This is a genomic window from Candidatus Pelagibacter sp. Uisw_092 (assembly GCF_047729545.1).
In the GTDB taxonomy this organism is placed as follows: Bacteria; Pseudomonadota; Alphaproteobacteria; order Pelagibacterales; family Pelagibacteraceae; genus Pelagibacter.
The window spans coordinates 1289716-1306717 of the sequence record NZ_CP159824.1; the positions used below are offsets into that span (position 1 = coordinate 1289716).

The window sequence follows — 17002 nt, forward strand, 5'->3', positions numbered from 1 at the left end:
GAAACAGAAATTAGATGTTCAAAGTATATAAGAAGGAAATTGAAGTAGCAGGTAAGAAAATAAGTTTAGAAACAGGTAAAGTAGCAAGACAGGCAGATGGAGCAATCATTGCTTCATGTGGTGAAACAGTTATTTTAGCAACAGTAGTAGGAGCAAAAAAAGTAAATCCAGATATGGATTATTTTCCACTATCTGTAAATTACCAAGAAAAATATTATGCAGGTGGTAAAATTCCTGGTGGATATTTTAAAAGAGAAGCAAGACCAACTGAAAGTGAACAACTGATCTCAAGATTAATTGATAGACCAATCAGACCTTTGTTTCCAAGTGAATTTAAAAATGAAGTTCAGTTGTTACCAACCGTAATTTCATATGACAAAAACAATCAACCAGATATTTTAGCAATTACAGCTTCTTCAGCAGCACTAGCTATTTCAGGAATGCCGTTTATGGGTCCTGTGGGTGCTTCTAGAGTTGGTTTAGTTGATGGCAAATATATATTAAATCCATCAAAAGCTGATTTAGAAAACTCTACTTTAGATTTGGTCGTAGCGGGAACTAAAGATGCTGTGCTTATGGTTGAGTCTGAGACTAAAGGTCTAACAGAAGAAGTAATGTTAGATGCTGTTAAGTTTGGTCACGAAGGTTTTGTTCCAGTAATCGAAATGATTGAGGAACTTGCAAAAGAATGCAGAAAGCCAGAGTGGACTGTTCAAAAGAAAGACTTGTCTGAAGTTAAGAAAAAACTAGGAGAAGAGTTTACTGCAGATTTAACAAAAGCCTTTGCAACAATAGACAAACAAGATAGATCAAATCAAATTTCAGAAATTTCTGATAAAGCCAAAAAGCTTTTTGAAGGGAATGAAAAATACACTGATTTTGATGTAAATGATGAATTAAAAAATCTTGAAAAATCTATTGTAAGAACTGACATTCTTAAAAACAAAAAAAGAATTGATGGTAGAGGTTTAGCCGATGTAAGAGCTATAGAGTGTGAAGTTGGTGTTTTACCAAGAACTCATGGATCAGCTCTATTTACTAGAGGAGAAACACAAGCGATTGTTGTTACTACTTTAGGTACATCTGATGATGAACAAAGATTAGAAAGTCTAGATGGACAGCATAGAGAAAGATTTATGCTTCATTACAACTTCCCTCCCTTTTCAGTTGGTGAAACTGGAAGAATAGGAACTGGAAGACGTGAAGTTGGGCATGGAAAATTAGCATGGAGAGCAATTAATTCTTCATTACCCTCAAAAGAGGAATTTCCATACACTTTTAGAATAGTGTCTGAGATTACAGAATCTAATGGTTCTTCTTCAATGGCAAGTGTCTGTGGTGCATCTCTTGCGCTAATGGATGCTGGAGTGCCAATTAAAGAGCCAGTTGCAGGAATTGCAATGGGTTTAATTAAAGAAGGTGATGATTTTAGTGTCCTATCAGATATTTTAGGTGATGAAGATCACTTAGGTGATATGGACTTTAAGGTTGCTGGAACTAAAGATGGAATTACTTCACTTCAAATGGATATCAAAATTACTGGTATTACATTTGAAATTATGGAGCAGGCTTTAAAGCAGGCTAAAGAAGGAAGAGTTCATATCTTGGGTGAAATGAATAAAGCTTTAAGTGAATCAAGAGCTGATGTTGGCGAACACACTCCAAAAATGGAACAAGTTACTGTTGATAAAAAAGATATTGCAGCCGTTATTGGAAAAGGTGGGGCAACAATTAGAGAGATAGTTGAAAAATCAGGTGCTAAAGTTGATGTGAATGATGAAGGTGTAGTAACTGTTGCTGCTCCAGACGAAGAATCTAGAAACATTGCTATGCAAATGATTAAAGACATCACAGCAAAAGCAGAACTAAATAAAATTTACTCAGGTAAAGTAATGAAGATTATGGAGTTTGGTGCATTTGTAAACTTCTTAGGTAAACAAGATGGTCTTGTTCACATTTCAGAACTTGCTGCTAAAAGAGTAGAAAAAGTTACTGACGTTGTCAAAGAAGGTGACGAAGTAAAAGTTAAAGTGATTGGTTTCGATAGAGGTAAAGTTAAGCTTTCTATGAAACAAGCTGCTGAATAATACTTTAAATTAAAATTCTAAACTCCTAGGATGAAAGTTCTAGGAGTTTTTTTTTATCAAGTTAAATAATTTTGACATTATTTGTGAACTATTAGAGTCTTCATCAATTAAATATATTTCTTTGACACTCTTATCAAGTTTTTGATGAACTTCTTTAAGTTCTCTTGGCATAAAAATAGAGTCATAAAGTTTTTCTAGAGACAAATTTAACTCTTTTCTTATATTTAATATTTGATTAGCATATTCAGTTAATACTTTTTTTTGATTTTGGTTTAACTTTTTAAAAGGAAAATTATTATAAACTATTTCAATAGAGTACCTGTATCTATCTTCTAGTCGACCACAAACATGATGAACCCAAGTCATATGTACAGATGAATTTAAAATAGCAAATACTGTTAAGTCGTTAGTCGGTATCATTAAACATGAGTCACCTGCAATTTTTTCTTTATTCATGTAGCCAATTGGAATGTAATTCCTTTTTTCAGAGCTAACCCTAGGTATTAAAATGTAGTCCTCATAAGGGTGTCTAATTTCACCAAACAACCAAGGCACTTCAGCTAGTTTTTTTGTTGCTGGTCTTTTACTTTTGGCACGGTGATCATATACTTTTTGAATAATATCTTTTAGATATTTATTCGATCTCCAGTCTGATTGTTCATTGTGAAGCCAAATACACCATTTGTTTTTATTGTTAATAAATTCTCTTGCACCGACAAAGGGTTTGATAAATTTTAAAATATCATGTTTATCAAATATTTTTGAAGAATTTTTAAACTCTTCATCGCTAATTAACAATTTTCCATTATCATTGGGCATACTGCCAAATATCATTTTTGGATAATTATTTATTTGTGAACTTCTCTTTTTTAAAACAACATTTTCTCCCTCTACTAGATAAGGATTTATATTTTTAACTTCAATTTTAATTGGATCATCTGAAATCTTTTCATATACAAACAATTCTTTTTTTCTGACATTGAATTTACTAAAACCTATTATTACGACAGCTACATTAGCAATTGACAAACCCTGAACTCTTCTTTCATCTATTGTCCATTTAAAAGTTCTGTGAGCAAAAAATATTTTAATATCTTTATTTAAAATTTGTTCCCATAAAACTCCTACCTGCTCCCCTTGAGTAATTGAATTTGTACTTACAAAAGCTACTTTAGTCTCACTATTCTCAATAAAGTTACTAGCTTTTAGGAACCAACAGCTTACATAATCTAATTCCCCACCATTTCTTACTCCACTAAATGTCTCTAACAGATCTTTTTTTTGTTCTTTTGTCATTTTTTTTGAGCCAACAAATGGAGGATTACCAATTATATAAGAACAATCTTTTGGATCTATTAATTCAGCCCAGTTGAATGTTAATGCATTTTTAACAATAATTTGTTTCGTGTCATAAATTGGTAATCTAATGTAGTGTTTTCCTATAACATCAGATAGCTCCATATTCATCTGATGATCAACGAGCCATAAAGCAATTTTAGCAATGCGGGAAGCAAAATGATTTATCTCTATACCATAAAATTGATCAACTTTAATTTGAGATAAATAATTTATATTTAAGTCAAGTTCTTTTTGTTGAGAATTATATATTTCTTTTAATATTTTTATTTCTAGTCTTCTTATTTCTCTATAAGAAATTATTAAAAAATTTCCACATCCACAAGCAGGGTCTAGAACTTTTATTTTTGATAATTCATCTATTAGTTTTTGTAATCTAATTTTTCTTTGACTACTTCTATCTTCTTTTATTTTATTAAATTTATTTGTTAGGTAGTCTAAAAATAAAGGTTGGATAGTTTTTAATATATTTTTTTCACTTGTATAATGGGCCCCTTCTTGTCTTTGTTCTTCAGGTAACATAACAGTTTGAAAGAGTGAGCCAAATAATGCAGGAGAAACTTTTGACCAATCAAGACCTGCGCATTCCAGTAATTTTATTCTTGTCATCCTGTCAAATGCAGGAATAGTCATTTTTTCAGAGAACAAATCACCATTAATAAATTGTAAATCATTTAAATCCTCATCTAAATTTTTTTGTCTTTTTTCATATGGTGTATCCAATATTTGAAATAATTCTTGAAGTTTTGATCCGGTATCTGAACCGTCTTCATTTGTCTTTCTCAATATATGGTTAAAAAATGCAGAAGAAGGAAAAATTCCAGTATCTTCTGCAAATAAGCAATAAACTATTCTTGTAAGTAAAATCTCTAAATCTTTATCATCAAATCCATTATTTTTTAACGCATGGTATAAAGTTGAAATTAATTCAGCAGCTTTTACATTAACTGGATCCTGATCTTTGTATGCTTCTTTTTCTCTTCCTGCTATAAAACCGAATGATTTTATATGACTATGTAATTCATTTAGTTTAAATTTTTCCTTTTCACCCGTATCTAAATCTAATAATTCAAAGTTTTGAAAATCTGATAATAAAATAAATCTTGGTTTTTGATAATCTTTGAGATTATTATAATATTCTGTTGCCTGAAGAAGAGCTTTTTCAAGACTTCTCCCGGCTGATTTTTGTTCAACTAATAATTTCCCCTCCCAGAATAAATCTATAAATCCGTGCAAATTATTTAATTTTTTTACAGCTTTTTCGTAAATCGCAACATCTCTTCTTTTAACTCCAAATACTTCAAAAAATTCATTATAAAAAGTTTGTGTTTCACCTTTTTCATATTTTGCATTTTCCCAATCTTTTGAAAATTTTTTAGCTCTGATTTGAATATCATTCCAAGTTAGAATCATTTTTTAATTTATCATGAAAAATATTTGTAAAAACAAAGAATTAAGAAAAATTTTTAACTAAATTTAACTATATTTTAGGTAATATTCTTAGGATCTGGCATTCCAACCTTGTTATATCCAGCGTCTACGTAGTGAATTTCACCAGTAACACCACCAGCAAGGTCACTTAGCAGATATAATGCTGAGTTTCCAACATCTTGGATATCAACATTTCTCTTTAAGAAAGAATGATCTGCATTCCATTTATATAAGAATTTTGCATCTCCAATAGCAGAAGCAGCTAATGTTTTAATAGGTCCGGCACTTATAGCATTTACTCTCATTCCTTTTGCTCCTAAATCTCTTGCAAGGTACTTAACACTTGCTTCAAGAGCAGATTTACAGACACCCATTACATTGTAATTTGGAATAGCCTTACTAGACTCGTAAGTTAAAGTTAACATACTTCCGCCCTCTTTCATTATTTTAGAAGCTTCATTCGCAACTTCGGTAAATGAAAAACATGAGATTAACATGCTTCTTAAAAAATTTTTTCTAGAGGTATTTAAATATTCACCTGATAGTTCTGATTTGTCTGAAAAAGCAACGGCGTGAACTACAAAATCAATTTGACCCCACTGTGATTTAATATCTTCAAAAAGTTTTATTACTTCTTCTTTATTTTCAACATCACAACTAAATGTAGCCTTTGAATTTAATTTTTCAGCCAAAGGGATTACTCTTTTCTTTAATGCATCACCAAGATAAGTGAATGCAAGTTCTGCTCCAGCTTCTGCAAGTTTTTGTGAAATACCCCACGCTATAGATCTTTCATTGGCTACACCCATGATTAATCCTCTTTTACCTTTCATTAAACTCATTTAGGCCTTTTCAAAAATTAAAGTTGCATTTGTTCCACCAAAACCAAAACTATTAGACATTACAGAGTTTAATTTAACATCTGTTTCAGTTTTAGTTACGATTGGAAATTTTTTAGCTTCATCATCCATGTCTGTGATATTAGCTGAGGCTGTGATGAAACTATTTTTCATCATGATTAAACTATAAATTGCTTCATGAACTGATGCGGCACCTAGAGGGTGACCAGACAAAGATTTAGTAGAACTAATCTTTGGTACCTCAGCACCAAATGCTTCTCCAACACCTCTTAGTTCTGTCATATCACCAACTGGGGTTGATGTTCCATGAGTGTTTAAGTAATCCATTTTGTTTTTAGCAGTTGCTAAAGCCATCTTCATGCATCTAACAGCGCCTTCACCTGATGGGGCTACCATATCGTACCCGTCAGAAGTCGCGCCATAGCCTGTTAATTCAGCATATATGTTTGCACCTCTTGCTTTTGCATGTTCGTACTCCTCAAGCACTAAAACTCCACCACCACCTGCTATTACAAAGCCATCTCTAGTTTTATCATAAGCTCTAGAAGCAGTTTCGGGTGCATCATTATATTTAGAAGACAATGCAGTCATGGCATCAAACATCGCAGTCATAGCCCAGTGTAATTCTTCACTCCCACCAGCAAAAACAACGTCTTGTTTGCCCATTTGAATTAATTCACTTGCATGACCGATGCAGTGTCCGCTAGTTGCACATGCGGAACTCATCGTATAATTAACTCCTTTGATTTTAAAAGGTACAGCAAGAGTTGCTGAAGATGTACTAGCCATAGTTCTTGGAACAATAAATGGCCCCATTAATTTTGGTGTCTTAGCTCTAGTCTTATCAACAGATAAAACTACATTTTCAATTGAAGGACCACCAGAACCCATAACTATTCCAGTTTTAAAATTACTTACATCTTTATCTTCTAATCCTGAATCCTTAATAGCTTCTTTCATTGCAATATAATTATATGCAGACCCAGAGCCCATAAATCTGATAGTTTTTCTATCAACATGATCTTCAAGTTTAATATTTGGTTTGCCGTGAATATGACTTCTTAAATTGTGTTCTTTGTATTCTTCACAAAAAGATATTCCAGATTTTGAATTTAAAAGAGACTGGTAAACCTCTTCTTGATTGTTTCCTAAACAAGATACAATTCCTAAACCTGTAACTACTACTCTTCTCATTATTTAAATAACCCCACTTTTAAATTTTCTGCTGAATATATTTTTTTGTCATCTGCAAATACTAAACCATTCGCAAGACCAACTGTTGTTCCACCTGGTGCCATAATTTTTTTCATATCAATTTCATATCTTACGTTTTTAACATTTTGCAAAACTTCACCGGTGAATTTTACTGTACTCACTCCTAAAGCTCTTCCCTTACCTGGGTTGCCAAGCCAACCAAGATAAAAACCAACTAGTTGCCACATAGCATCTAACCCAAGACAACCTGGCATAACAGGGTCTCCTTTAAAGTGACAATCAAAAAACCAAAGGTCTTCTTTGATATCTAGCTCAGCCTTTAAAGATCCTTTTTTAAAAGTACCATTGTCATCGTTGATTTCTGTTATTCTATCAAACATAAGCATCGGGGGAAGGGGTAATTTGGCATTACCTGGGCCAAAAAGTTCTCCATTTCCGCAGCTTATTAGCTCATTGTATGTGAATGAGTTTTTTTTCATAATTTTAAACACCTTTAATACTTGATTTATTAAGATTATAATATAGAAATAGTTTAGAACTATTATAAACAATAATGAGTAATATAAATACTTACACTGAAAAACTAAGAGAATCTGGATTAAGACCCACAAGACAGAGAATTAAGATTTGTGAAGTATTATTTTCGCCTGAAAAAACTTTTCATTTTACAATAAATGATTTGACTAAAATTATTGAGGATAAGCTGAGTGAAAAAATTTCTTTAGCAACAGTTTACAATACAATTCACGCATTTAAAAAAAAAGGATATTTAAAAGAAATTTCTATTAACTCAGATAAAAGTTATTTTGACACTAACGTAACCGAGCACCATCATTTTTTTGACGAAGACACAAATGAGTTAATTGATTGTAGCAACGAAGATATTGATTCTGTAAATATAAAAAAAAATATCACTGGAAAAAAAATAAAATCAGTAGAAGTATTAATTAAAGTTGCGAGTGATAATCAAAATCAAAAATAATTCAATAATTTCAATAATTTAACATTTACATTAAAACAATTCTAAACTGTTGACATATAGTTTAGAACGATTATATATACATCATAATCATTAAGGAGAAAAATATGTCATTAAAAGGAAGTAAAACAGAAGAAAACTTAAAAGATGCATTTGCAGGTGAGAGCCAAGCAAACAGACGTTATTTATATTTTGCTCAAAAAGCAGATATTGAAGGTTATAACGATGTAGCATCTGTATTTAGATCTACAGCTGAAGGTGAAACAGGTCATGCACATGGACACCTTGAGTATCTTGAAGAAGTTGGAGACCCAGCTACAGGATTACCGATTGGTGAGACTAAAGCTAATTTAGCTTCAGCAGTACAAGGTGAAACACATGAGTATACAGACATGTACCCAGGTATGGCAAAAACAGCTAGAGAAGAAGGCTTTTCAGAAATTGCTGATTGGTTTGAAACTTTAGCAAAAGCTGAAAAATCACACGCAGGTAAATTCCAAAAAACATTAGAATCTATTGCGTAAATAAGACTTAATTTATGGTGGGGTTCTTCCCCACCATCAAATCCTAAAATTTTAAATATGAGCAAAGAAGGTGGTACAGAAGCACCCATAAGACATCCAATAAATTTTGAGCATCCTGATTTTTTAGATCCCAAAAAATTAGATGACGAAATGAGAAGAGCCTTTGATATCTGTCATGGATGCAGAAGATGCTTTAATTTATGTGACTCGTTTCCAAAATTATTTGACATGATAGATGAGTCAGAAAATGAGGATGTAGAAAGTTTAAAAAGTGAACAGTTTGAACCTGTAGTAGACGCTTGTACATTATGTGATATGTGTTTTATGACAAAGTGTCCTTATGTCCCTCCTCATGATTTTGATTTAGACTTTCCTCATTTAATGTTGAGATATAGAACGGCTCAAAAAAAATTAAATAAATTGCCAGCAGTGCCAGCGCAACTAGCTCAAATTGATAGAAATGCAAAAATTGGTGTAATGTTATCATCATTAATAAACTGGGTATCAAACATTAAAAATAAATTCTTTAGAAAAATATTAGAAGTAGTTGCTGGGATTGATATGAGAGTTAAGCTTCCAACTTATAATTCAGAAACATTTACAAATTATTTCAAAAAAAATAATATTCCAACAAATAGTGAGGCACCATCTAAAGATAGAAAAGTTGTGATTTATTCGACGTGCTTTGTTAATTTTAATAAAAAAGATACAGGTGTTGCTGCTTTAAAAGTTTTAAAGAAAAATGGTGTTGAGGTTCAAGAAGCTTATCCAGGATGTTGTGGTATGCCTTACCTTGAACAAGCAGATTTACCAAAAGTTGTTGAGCAAGCAAAAAAAGTATCTAAAGATTTATTGGAATGGGTGGACAAAGGTTATCAAATTATAACACTTACAGCGAGCTGTGGTCTTATGTTAAAATTTGAATGGCCATTGTTATTACCCAAGGATGTAAATATTAAAAGACTTTCAAAAAGTATCAGTGATATAGACGAATATATCGTTGATATAGCACAAAACGAAGGCTTAGCCGAAGGCTTGCAAGAAATTGATGGTGGTGTGACCGTCCACAACGCTTGTCACGCTAGAGCTCAAAACATGGGTATTAAATCTAGAGATATGTTGAAATTTATTCCCAATATTAAAATGGATGTTGTTGAAAGATGCGCTGGTCACGGAGGAACTTTTGGGGTGATGAAAGAAACACATGATCTAGCTGTAAAAGTTGGAACACCAACTGCAAGACAGATTAAAATAAAGAATAATAAATATATGGCTTCTGATTGCCCTTTAGCAGGTAAGCATTTAAAACAATTAGAGACAGACACAAACATAGCTAACAATGAGGCACTACACCCCATCGAATTAATGGCAAAAAGTTATAGGTTATAATTATGAGCAAAGAAAAAAGACAAATTGAAAAAGAAGATTTAATTCCTGCAGATATTTATGCAAAAAACAGGAAACAAATTAGAAAAGATCTTGTTGAACTTAAAAAAAACAGACGAATAGCGCTTGGACCATATGCGACTTTTTATTTTGAAAGTTTTGAAACTATGGTGGCGCAGGTTCAGGAAATGTTACATATTGAAAAAGGTGGTGACGAACAACTTAAAGATGAATTAATAGCTTACAATCCTTTAGTTCCAAATGGCAAAGAGCTTATTGCAACCCTAATGTTCGAAATCGATAACCCTCTTACTAGAGGTGCTTTTTTAGGTAAAGTTGGTGGGATAGAAGAAAAAATCTTTATGAAAATTGATAATGAAGAGGTTAAAGCAATACCAGAAGAAGATGTGGACAGAACGTCAGCAGAAGGAAAAGCTTCTTCGGTACAATTTATTCACTTTAAATTTAATGAAGATCAAATTAATAAATTTAAATCAGGCAATATAAGTATTGAACTTGGAATTGATCATAAAGAATACGCACATACTACAAAATTAACTCAAGATAATATTCAATCATTATCAGTTGATTTTATTTAGTAGATCCCCAGATATCATTAGTTTTAATCCAGCCTGTGTAATTACCTGTATTTACATTACACCAATCATTCTCACATTTTTTAATAATCAATAACCTTCCCTTTCCTAATCTTGCTATAGGTTTAGAAAAATTAGAAGGTTTATTAAATAGAATTTTATCTATCAAAATAATGATTGAATTTGATGGTTTTAGCTGACTATCATGTATCCAACCACTATTATTTTTTAAATCAACTATTCTTCTCCAGTTATCTTTTTTATCTATTTGTTTTATAGGGAGATTTATTTTTCTATAAATATATTTAACTGCATGAGTTTTGCCAGGACCATACCTAACATTTGTCTTATTTTTTTTTAGAGATAAGAATTTTTCTTCAGCATTTATTAATTGTATTCCTAAAATTGACAAGCATAAAAACCAAATAGATATTTTTTTTATCATTTACAAAAGCAATTTTTTCTTTTTTTTAATTTAACTTTTCTAAAGTTTAAATGAAGCAAATCTAGAATAAAAATATACCCATCTAACCCTGTTCCAATATTTAGTATTTTTTTTAATATTTCATTTGCTTGAATAGTTCCCACAATCCCCGCAACAGTTCCAAGAATACCTTCTGACTCACAGTTTAATAAGTCATCTGAAATATTAGACTCTTGAAAAAAACACCTTAAACAAGGAATTTTTTTATTTTTAAAATTAAAAGTGAATATATGTCCATCAAATTTACTAATTGCCCCCGTCACAAGGACTTTTTTAAATTTTAAACAATAATCATTTAATAAAAATTTGGTTGTAAAATTATCTGATCCATCAACTATATAATCATAGTCATTTATAATTTTCTTAAAATTATTATTATTTAATCTAATTTTATAAATGATAACTTTTGTGTTGGGATTTATTTTTTTAATTTTATCTTTTGCTATTTTGACTTTAAATTTTCCAATATCTGATGTGTTATAAAGACTTTGTCTATGTAAATTAGAAAGACTCACTTTGTCGTCATCAACGACTCCTATTGATCCAACCCCAGCTCTTGAAAGAAATTCTGCAACTGGAGATCCGAGACCACCAGCACCAATAATTAAAACTTTAGAAAATAGAATTTTTTTTTGACCTAAAATGCCAATATCTTTAAGCACTATTTGTCTTGAAAATCGTTCAATTATTTTTTTTTTGAGTTGGCTTTTCATTTACCAGTTGAGCCAAATCCACCTTCACCTCTTAAAGTATCTGGTAAATTATCTATTTCTTCTAATTCCATTTTAATAACTGGTGTTAAGATCATTTGCGCCACTCTATCCTTGTTATTAATTATAAAATCCTCTTTTCCGTGATTAAAAAGAATAATTTTTATCTCACCCCTATAATCACTATCAATCGTTCCCGGCGTATTTAAAACAGTTATACCATGTTTTGCAGCAAGACCTGAACGAGGACGAATTTGTACCTCATAATCCTCTGGAAATGCCATAGAAAGCCCTGTAGGCACTAAATATGAGCTATTGGGTGATATTTTAATTGGTGCCTCTACAAAAGCCATTAAATCCATACCAGAAGCACCATTTGTTTTGTAAACCGGAAGTTCTACGTCTGGGTTTAATTTTTTGATTAAAACTCTTGCCATTAAATTTTAATTTAATTGTTTAATAACTCTATTTATTATTTCTTCCGAGATTTCAGATTTTTTTTTCATAGCAAGTTTTTCATTTATCATTTCTTTATCTTTATAAAAAATTGAAACCTCATTAAAATCAGAGTCAAATCCAATAGAATTATTAGATACGTCATTTGCTATTATCCAATCACAATTTTTTTCAATTAATTTTTTTTGAGCATTCTCTTGAATATTATTTGTTTCAGCTGCAAATCCAATAACCAATTTTGGTCTAAGAGAATTATGTTTTGATACATAATTTAGAATATCAATATTTTTTTCAAGCTCTAAACTCAAATGGTCTTGTTTTTTTATTTTTTCATTTTTTTTTTCTTTTACTTTAAAGTCAGCAACGGCAGCAGAAAATATTGCAACATCGGCAGGTAAATTTTCTTGTGTTGCTTTAAACATTTCGTCTGCTGTTTCAACTTTAATTAAATTTATATTATCATCTATTTGTAGGTTCGTAGGTCCAGAAATTAAAGTTGTTTGAAATCCTCTTTTTGCTAATGATTTTGCTAAAGCATATCCCTGCTTTCCAGAAGATTTATTTGTTATAAATCTAACAGGATCAATATACTCTTTAGTTGGTCCTGCAGTTATTAAAGCTTTTAATCTTTTATTTTTATTTAATTCACCAAAGTATTCATTAATCGTTTGAAAAATATTTTTTGGTTCTGTCATTTTTCCTTCACCAAATTCTCCACAAGCCATATCTCCAATTTCAGGACCAATTATTTTATACCCATAAGATTTTAATTTATTGAGATTTTGTTTGGTTGAAGGGTGCTCCCACATTCTAACATTCATAGCGGGAGTCAAAAAAATATCCTTGTCAGATGCAAGAATTACTGTTGAAGCTAGATCATCTGAAGATCCCGCACTTAATTTGGAAATAGTATTTGCAGTAGCAGGAACAACAAGAATTACATCTGCCCATCTTGACAGTGATATATGGTCCATTTCAGCTTCATTTTTAGCATTAAATAAATCATCATAAACTTTTCCTTGAGAAAGGGAGGCCACTGATAAAGGGGTCACAAATTCTTTGGCACTTTTGGTAAGGATGGTTTTAACTTCTACATCTTGTTTTCTTAACAATCTAATAAGCTCCAAACTCTTGTATGCAGATATACCTCCGCATATTATTAAAAGTATTTTTTTCTGAGATAAATTATTCATCGAGCAAATTAAAATACTAATAGACCAAAGATTACAAGCAATAATAAACCAACAACAGACTGGTTTCTAAACGCAATCATTTCAGATTTCTTTTCATTTAGGGCTGTGTAGGAGTTTGAATTATGAGGTATTTGTCCACTTGCTAAAAATGTAAGTGCTTGATTAGCTTTATCCATAATCTCTGGAAAATCAGGCAACCTTTTAATTACTTCAGTGGTGCTTTTTAATCCTTCACTTAAAGTATTAATAGGGTCTTTAGTTTCTCTTAACCAGCTTTCTAAAACAGGTTTTGACGTTTCCCATATGTTAGTATTTGGATTAAGCTTTCTCGCAACCCCCTCAACAACAACCATGGTTTTTTGTAACATCAATAATTGGGGTTGAGTTTGCATATTAAATTTTTCAGTAACATCAAAAAGTTGTTTTAATAATTTTCCACCAGAAATGTCTTTAACAGACTGACCAAAAATTGGCTCACCAATCGAGCGTAACGCTTGAGCGAGATCATCAACTGGCACATCTTTAGGCACAAGGCCAGCAACCAAGTGAACTTCAGCAACTTTTTTATAATCTCTCTGAATAAAACCAAATAGGATCTCTGCTAAAAATCTTTTACTGAGGCTGTCCAGTCTACCCATAATACCAAAGTCTATTGGTACAATTTGTCCATTATTATCAATAAATATGTTTCCTTGATGCATATCAGCGTGAAAAAAACCATCCCTAACAGCATGTCTTAGGAAATGTTGAATAATATCAGAGGCAATTCTTTTAGTATCAATATTTCTTTTTTGTAAATCTTCAGTTTCTCGAATAGAAACACCATCTACCCAATCAAGTGTCATTACATTTTCACTTGTAAAATTCCAATAGATAACAGGAACTCTAAACCCCGCATCGTTCTTTGTATTCTCTGCATATTCATTTGCAGCAGCAGCCTCAAATCTTAAGTCCATTTCAAGATTGGTTATTTCTTTAAGTAAAAAAGCAACTTCAATCAATTTTAATCTTTTGGTTTTTTTAATAAATGATTCAATAAAAAAAGCAAAAAGCATCAACGCATCTATTTCTTCATTAAATATTTTTTTAATATCAGGTCTTAAGATTTTAATAGCCACATCTTTTATTGTACCATTGTCATTTATTTTAGCTTTGTGAACTTGAGCTATTGAAGCAGCAGCTACGGGCTCACTTATATCTATTATTGTATTGAAAGTTTCTTCTCCCAAATCTTTTTTAATGATTACCTTTGCTTCAGATAAAGAAAAAGCAGGAAGTCTATCTTGTAAGCCTTCTAACTGTTTAGCTAGTTCGTCACCAATTATATCTGGTCTTGTAACTAAAAATTGTCCTAATTTAATAAATGTTGTGCCCATTGATTGTAACGATTTAGAGAGTCGTTCACCCTCAGTAACATATAAATTAAATTTTTTCTGACTAGAAAAAGAAAATGAAAGTATTTGAAATAAAATTTTAATAGCTAGAGGAGGTTTTTTAAATTTAGAAACAACGTTTAAGATGTCAGATTTAGCCAACTTTCTTCCTAATTTAAATAATGTTAATAGTTTTTTAACCATTATATTTTCCAACCAGAGTGAATTGCTACAATTCCACCAGATAAATTTCTGTAACTACAATTTTCAAATTTATTTATTTTCATTAGATCAATTAATTCTTCTTGATTAATAAACTCTTCAATACTTTTTACCAAATATTCATAAGGCTCCTTCTGACCCATAATTGCTTTTCCAATTAAAGGGATAAGTTTTGAATAATTTTTATAGATAAAATCTAGATTTGAGTTTTGAATTTTAGAAAACTCCAAACATAAGTAGCGACCACCTGGTTTTAAAACACGATAAGCTTCTGATAGAGCTTTATTAAGATCTTTAGTATTACGTAAACCAAAACTAATTGTGTAATAGTCACAAGAATTTTCTTTAATAGGTAATTTTTCTGCAGATGCAATCACCCAGTTAATATTTTTATAAGTGGTTAGCTTTATTTTACCTTTACCAACCATTCCTTTATTAGGGTCAACACAAAAAATTTTTCCATCTTTATTGGTTAAGTCCAAAAAAAGTTTACCTAGATCACCAGTACCACAGGCAACATCAATTAAAATTTTATCTCTTGAGGGATTCATCCAGCTTATTAAATCTTTTTTCCAAATTCTATGAATACCAAGTGACATGAAGTCATTCATTAAATCATATTTATCATAGACATTGTCAAAGACACCTTGAACAAGCCCTTTTTTATTTTGGAGATATTGCTGCATGTTAAATCTATTATTTATTGATAATATAACGTCAAATGCCAGAATTACCAGAAGTAGAAATAGTCAAACAATCGCTAGCTAAAAAAATACAAAAAAAAAAAATTAAGAAGGTAATAATCAAAAATAGAAATTTAAGGTTTAAAATTCCTCTAAAATTTGAAAAATTATTGCAAAATAAAATTATTAAAAAAGTTACTAGGTTTTCTAAATACTTAATTTTAAATTTTTTTGATGATTCATTTTGTTTAATTCATTTAGGAATGTCAGGAACTATCCATTTAATTAAAAAAAATAACTTAAATAAGTTTACTAATGTTAGTTTTTATAATTCTCCAAACTTACCAAAAAAACATAATCATGTTGAAATACATTTTCAAGATTTAAAAGTTATTTACAATGATCCTAGAAGGTTTGGTTTTTTTAAATTTATAGATAATAAAGAAGAGCTATTAAATAGATTTAGTCATTTGGGACCAGAACCATTTTTTGAAAATTTTAATTTAAAGTATCTATTGAAATATTTTTTTAATAAAAAAAAGAACATAAAAAGTTTTTTAATAGATCAAAAATTTGTATCGGGAATTGGTAATATTTATGCGAGTGAAATTTTATTTCTAAGTAAAATTAATCCAACAACTTATGCAATGAAACTATCAAAAACAGAGTGTAAAAAAATTATTACTTTTTCAAAAAGTGTACTTAATAAAGCTATTCAAAAAGGTGGTTCAAGCATTCGTGATTTTAAGAATGCCCACGGGGAAAGTGGTAATTTTCAAAAAGAATTTAAAGTATATCAAAGGGAAAACCTAAATTGCACAAGATACAAATGTAATGGTAAAATAAAGAAAATATTTATATCTAATAGATCAACTTTCTTTTGCGATACTTGTCAAAAATAAGCAATTATTCTATTGACCAGTATAAATTCTCGAGCTATACCACTGCGCTTATGGCAAACACAAAATCAGCAATTAAAAGAATAAGAAAGATTGCTACACAAACATTGGTTAATAAGGCTCGTAAGAGTAAGTATAGGAATGCTATAAAAAAAATGAACCTTCTTCTTGAGGAAAAGAAAAAAGACGAAGCTTTAAAGTTCTTACCTAAGTTGAATTCTGAGTTAATGAAAGTTGCAAAGACTGGAATCATTAAAAAAGCTAACGCATCAAGAAATATTTCAAGAATAACAAAAAAGATTTCAACTTTATAAAAAACTACCTGCAGTTGCCCAAAAACTTCAACTAAAAGTACTTATACCAAATAGGAAAGTGTTTAATTTAAAACAACTATATCTAGATTTAGTAAAAAGATTATATTTAAAGTTTATAAAGCACACACTCATAGATTTTAAATTTGTAAAACTTATTCGTATAATCAAATGACATTGCAACAAAAAATTTTCTAAAAATAAAAGTAGATCACTCTTAAAAAAATATTCACGTAG

17 protein-coding genes are annotated in these 17002 nt (G+C 30.5%); 7 read left to right on the forward strand and 10 right to left on the reverse strand.

Annotation, left to right across the window (positions count from 1 at the left end):
• Positions 1 to 14: 14 nt before the first annotated feature.
• Positions 15 to 2087 carry a polyribonucleotide nucleotidyltransferase gene (gene pnp / locus ABXT63_RS07150; protein WP_415320867.1) on the forward strand — a complete coding sequence of 691 codons (2073 nt, stop codon included), beginning with the start codon at positions 15 to 17 and terminating at the stop codon, positions 2085 to 2087.
• A 39-nt stretch (positions 2088 to 2126) separates the two neighbouring features.
• On the opposite strand, the gene ABXT63_RS07155 is transcribed toward pnp, so the two are convergent.
• From ABXT63_RS07155 to fabA, 4 genes are all read right to left on the reverse strand, one after another.
• On the reverse strand, positions 2127 to 4856 hold the full coding sequence (locus tag ABXT63_RS07155; RefSeq protein WP_415320868.1) for a class I SAM-dependent DNA methyltransferase: 2730 nt from the start codon (positions 4854 to 4856) through the stop codon (positions 2127 to 2129).
• A 74-nt stretch (positions 4857 to 4930) separates the two neighbouring features.
• Complete coding sequence (locus tag ABXT63_RS07160; protein ID WP_415320869.1) at positions 4931 to 5716, reverse strand: enoyl-ACP reductase; 786 nt, start codon at positions 5714 to 5716, stop codon at positions 4931 to 4933.
• The gene (gene fabB / locus ABXT63_RS07165) at positions 5717 to 6928 is read right to left on the reverse strand and encodes a beta-ketoacyl-ACP synthase I (RefSeq protein WP_415320870.1); all 1212 of its coding nucleotides are present in this window, start codon (positions 6926 to 6928) and stop codon (positions 5717 to 5719) included.
• Positions 6928 to 7428 (reverse strand): bifunctional 3-hydroxydecanoyl-ACP dehydratase/trans-2-decenoyl-ACP isomerase, encoded by a 501-nt coding sequence (fabA, locus tag ABXT63_RS07170; RefSeq protein ID WP_415320871.1) that lies wholly within the window; start codon positions 7426 to 7428, stop codon positions 6928 to 6930. Before fabA ends, fabB begins: the two co-directional genes overlap by 1 nt.
• A 74-nt stretch (positions 7429 to 7502) precedes the next feature.
• On the opposite strand from fabA, the gene ABXT63_RS07175 reads away from it, so the two are divergent.
• From ABXT63_RS07175 to ABXT63_RS07190, 4 genes are all read left to right on the forward strand, one after another.
• Entirely contained in the window at positions 7503 to 7931 is a 429-nt protein-coding gene (locus tag ABXT63_RS07175) for a Fur family transcriptional regulator (protein ID WP_415320872.1), read from the forward strand.
• A 104-nt stretch (positions 7932 to 8035) separates the two neighbouring features.
• Positions 8036 to 8452, forward strand: coding sequence for a rubrerythrin family protein (locus tag ABXT63_RS07180; RefSeq protein WP_271512302.1), 417 nt, complete (start codon positions 8036 to 8038; stop codon positions 8450 to 8452).
• A 57-nt stretch (positions 8453 to 8509) separates the two neighbouring features.
• Entirely contained in the window at positions 8510 to 9841 is a 1332-nt protein-coding gene (locus ABXT63_RS07185; RefSeq protein ID WP_415320873.1) for a (Fe-S)-binding protein, read from the forward strand.
• 2 nt (positions 9842 to 9843) lie between these two features.
• Entirely contained in the window at positions 9844 to 10437 is a 594-nt protein-coding gene (locus tag ABXT63_RS07190) for a DUF3501 family protein (RefSeq protein ID WP_415320874.1), read from the forward strand.
• Here ABXT63_RS07190 and ABXT63_RS07195 read toward each other — a convergent pair.
• The 6 genes from ABXT63_RS07195 to ubiE are packed head-to-tail and all read right to left on the reverse strand — an operon-like array spanning position 10430 to position 15558.
• Positions 10430 to 10879, reverse strand: coding sequence for an SH3 domain-containing protein (locus ABXT63_RS07195; RefSeq protein WP_415320875.1), 450 nt, complete (start codon positions 10877 to 10879; stop codon positions 10430 to 10432). The two genes, ABXT63_RS07190 and ABXT63_RS07195, sit on opposite strands and share 8 nt — an antisense overlap.
• Positions 10876 to 11631 (reverse strand): HesA/MoeB/ThiF family protein, encoded by a 756-nt coding sequence (locus ABXT63_RS07200; RefSeq protein ID WP_415320876.1) that lies wholly within the window; start codon positions 11629 to 11631, stop codon positions 10876 to 10878. Before ABXT63_RS07200 ends, ABXT63_RS07195 begins: the two co-directional genes overlap by 4 nt.
• A complete protein-coding gene (gene dut, locus ABXT63_RS07205) occupies positions 11628 to 12065 on the reverse strand; it encodes a dUTP diphosphatase (RefSeq protein ID WP_415320877.1) in 438 nt (145 codons plus the stop codon). Before dut ends, ABXT63_RS07200 begins: the two co-directional genes overlap by 4 nt.
• A 6-nt stretch (positions 12066 to 12071) precedes the next feature.
• On the reverse strand, positions 12072 to 13277 hold the full coding sequence (gene coaBC / locus ABXT63_RS07210) for a bifunctional phosphopantothenoylcysteine decarboxylase/phosphopantothenate--cysteine ligase CoaBC (protein WP_415320878.1): 1206 nt from the start codon (positions 13275 to 13277) through the stop codon (positions 12072 to 12074).
• A gap of 8 nt (positions 13278 to 13285) precedes the next feature.
• A complete protein-coding gene (ubiB, locus tag ABXT63_RS07215; protein ID WP_415320879.1) occupies positions 13286 to 14854 on the reverse strand; it encodes a 2-polyprenylphenol 6-hydroxylase in 1569 nt (522 codons plus the stop codon).
• Positions 14854 to 15558 carry a bifunctional demethylmenaquinone methyltransferase/2-methoxy-6-polyprenyl-1,4-benzoquinol methylase UbiE gene (gene ubiE, locus ABXT63_RS07220; RefSeq protein ID WP_415320880.1) on the reverse strand — a complete coding sequence of 235 codons (705 nt, stop codon included), beginning with the start codon at positions 15556 to 15558 and terminating at the stop codon, positions 14854 to 14856. Before ubiE ends, ubiB begins: the two co-directional genes overlap by 1 nt.
• Before the next feature lie 35 nt (positions 15559 to 15593).
• Between ubiE and mutM the strand changes: the two genes are divergently transcribed.
• Positions 15594 to 16457, forward strand: a complete 864-nt coding sequence (gene mutM / locus ABXT63_RS07225) for a bifunctional DNA-formamidopyrimidine glycosylase/DNA-(apurinic or apyrimidinic site) lyase (protein ID WP_415320881.1) — start codon at positions 15594 to 15596, stop codon at positions 16455 to 16457.
• Between the two features lie 50 nt (positions 16458 to 16507).
• Positions 16508 to 16768, forward strand: a complete 261-nt coding sequence (rpsT, locus tag ABXT63_RS07230; protein ID WP_415320882.1) for a 30S ribosomal protein S20 — start codon at positions 16508 to 16510, stop codon at positions 16766 to 16768.
• The last annotated feature ends 234 nt before the right edge of the window (positions 16769 to 17002 follow it).

What these genes read in the sequence shown, in the direction of transcription:
- mutM (WP_415320881.1), top strand. Translation starts at nt 15,594, where the DNA reads ATGCCAGAATTACCAGAAGTAGAAATAGTCAAACAATCGCTAGCTAAA.
- ABXT63_RS07190 (WP_415320874.1), top strand. Translation starts at nt 9,844, where the DNA reads ATGAGCAAAGAAAAAAGACAAATTGAAAAAGAAGATTTAATTCCTGCA.
- ABXT63_RS07185 (WP_415320873.1), top strand. Translation starts at nt 8,510, where the DNA reads ATGAGCAAAGAAGGTGGTACAGAAGCACCCATAAGACATCCAATAAAT.
- ABXT63_RS07155 (WP_415320868.1), bottom strand. Translation starts at nt 4,856, where the DNA reads ATGATTCTAACTTGGAATGATATTCAAATCAGAGCTAAAAAATTTTCA.
- fabB (WP_415320870.1), bottom strand. Translation starts at nt 6,928, where the DNA reads ATGAGAAGAGTAGTAGTTACAGGTTTAGGAATTGTATCTTGTTTAGGA.
- ABXT63_RS07195 (WP_415320875.1), bottom strand. Translation starts at nt 10,879, where the DNA reads ATGATAAAAAAAATATCTATTTGGTTTTTATGCTTGTCAATTTTAGGA.
- ABXT63_RS07160 (WP_415320869.1), bottom strand. Translation starts at nt 5,716, where the DNA reads ATGAGTTTAATGAAAGGTAAAAGAGGATTAATCATGGGTGTAGCCAAT.
- rpsT (WP_415320882.1), top strand. Translation starts at nt 16,508, where the DNA reads ATGGCAAACACAAAATCAGCAATTAAAAGAATAAGAAAGATTGCTACA.
- pnp (WP_415320867.1), top strand. Translation starts at nt 15, where the DNA reads ATGTTCAAAGTATATAAGAAGGAAATTGAAGTAGCAGGTAAGAAAATA.
- ABXT63_RS07175 (WP_415320872.1), top strand. Translation starts at nt 7,503, where the DNA reads ATGAGTAATATAAATACTTACACTGAAAAACTAAGAGAATCTGGATTA.
- ABXT63_RS07200 (WP_415320876.1), bottom strand. Translation starts at nt 11,631, where the DNA reads ATGAAAAGCCAACTCAAAAAAAAAATAATTGAACGATTTTCAAGACAA.
- ubiB (WP_415320879.1), bottom strand. Translation starts at nt 14,854, where the DNA reads ATGGTTAAAAAACTATTAACATTATTTAAATTAGGAAGAAAGTTGGCT.
- ABXT63_RS07180 (WP_271512302.1), top strand. Translation starts at nt 8,036, where the DNA reads ATGTCATTAAAAGGAAGTAAAACAGAAGAAAACTTAAAAGATGCATTT.
- fabA (WP_415320871.1), bottom strand. Translation starts at nt 7,428, where the DNA reads ATGAAAAAAAACTCATTCACATACAATGAGCTAATAAGCTGCGGAAAT.
- coaBC (WP_415320878.1), bottom strand. Translation starts at nt 13,277, where the DNA reads ATGAATAATTTATCTCAGAAAAAAATACTTTTAATAATATGCGGAGGT.
- dut (WP_415320877.1), bottom strand. Translation starts at nt 12,065, where the DNA reads ATGGCAAGAGTTTTAATCAAAAAATTAAACCCAGACGTAGAACTTCCG.
- ubiE (WP_415320880.1), bottom strand. Translation starts at nt 15,558, where the DNA reads ATGCAGCAATATCTCCAAAATAAAAAAGGGCTTGTTCAAGGTGTCTTT.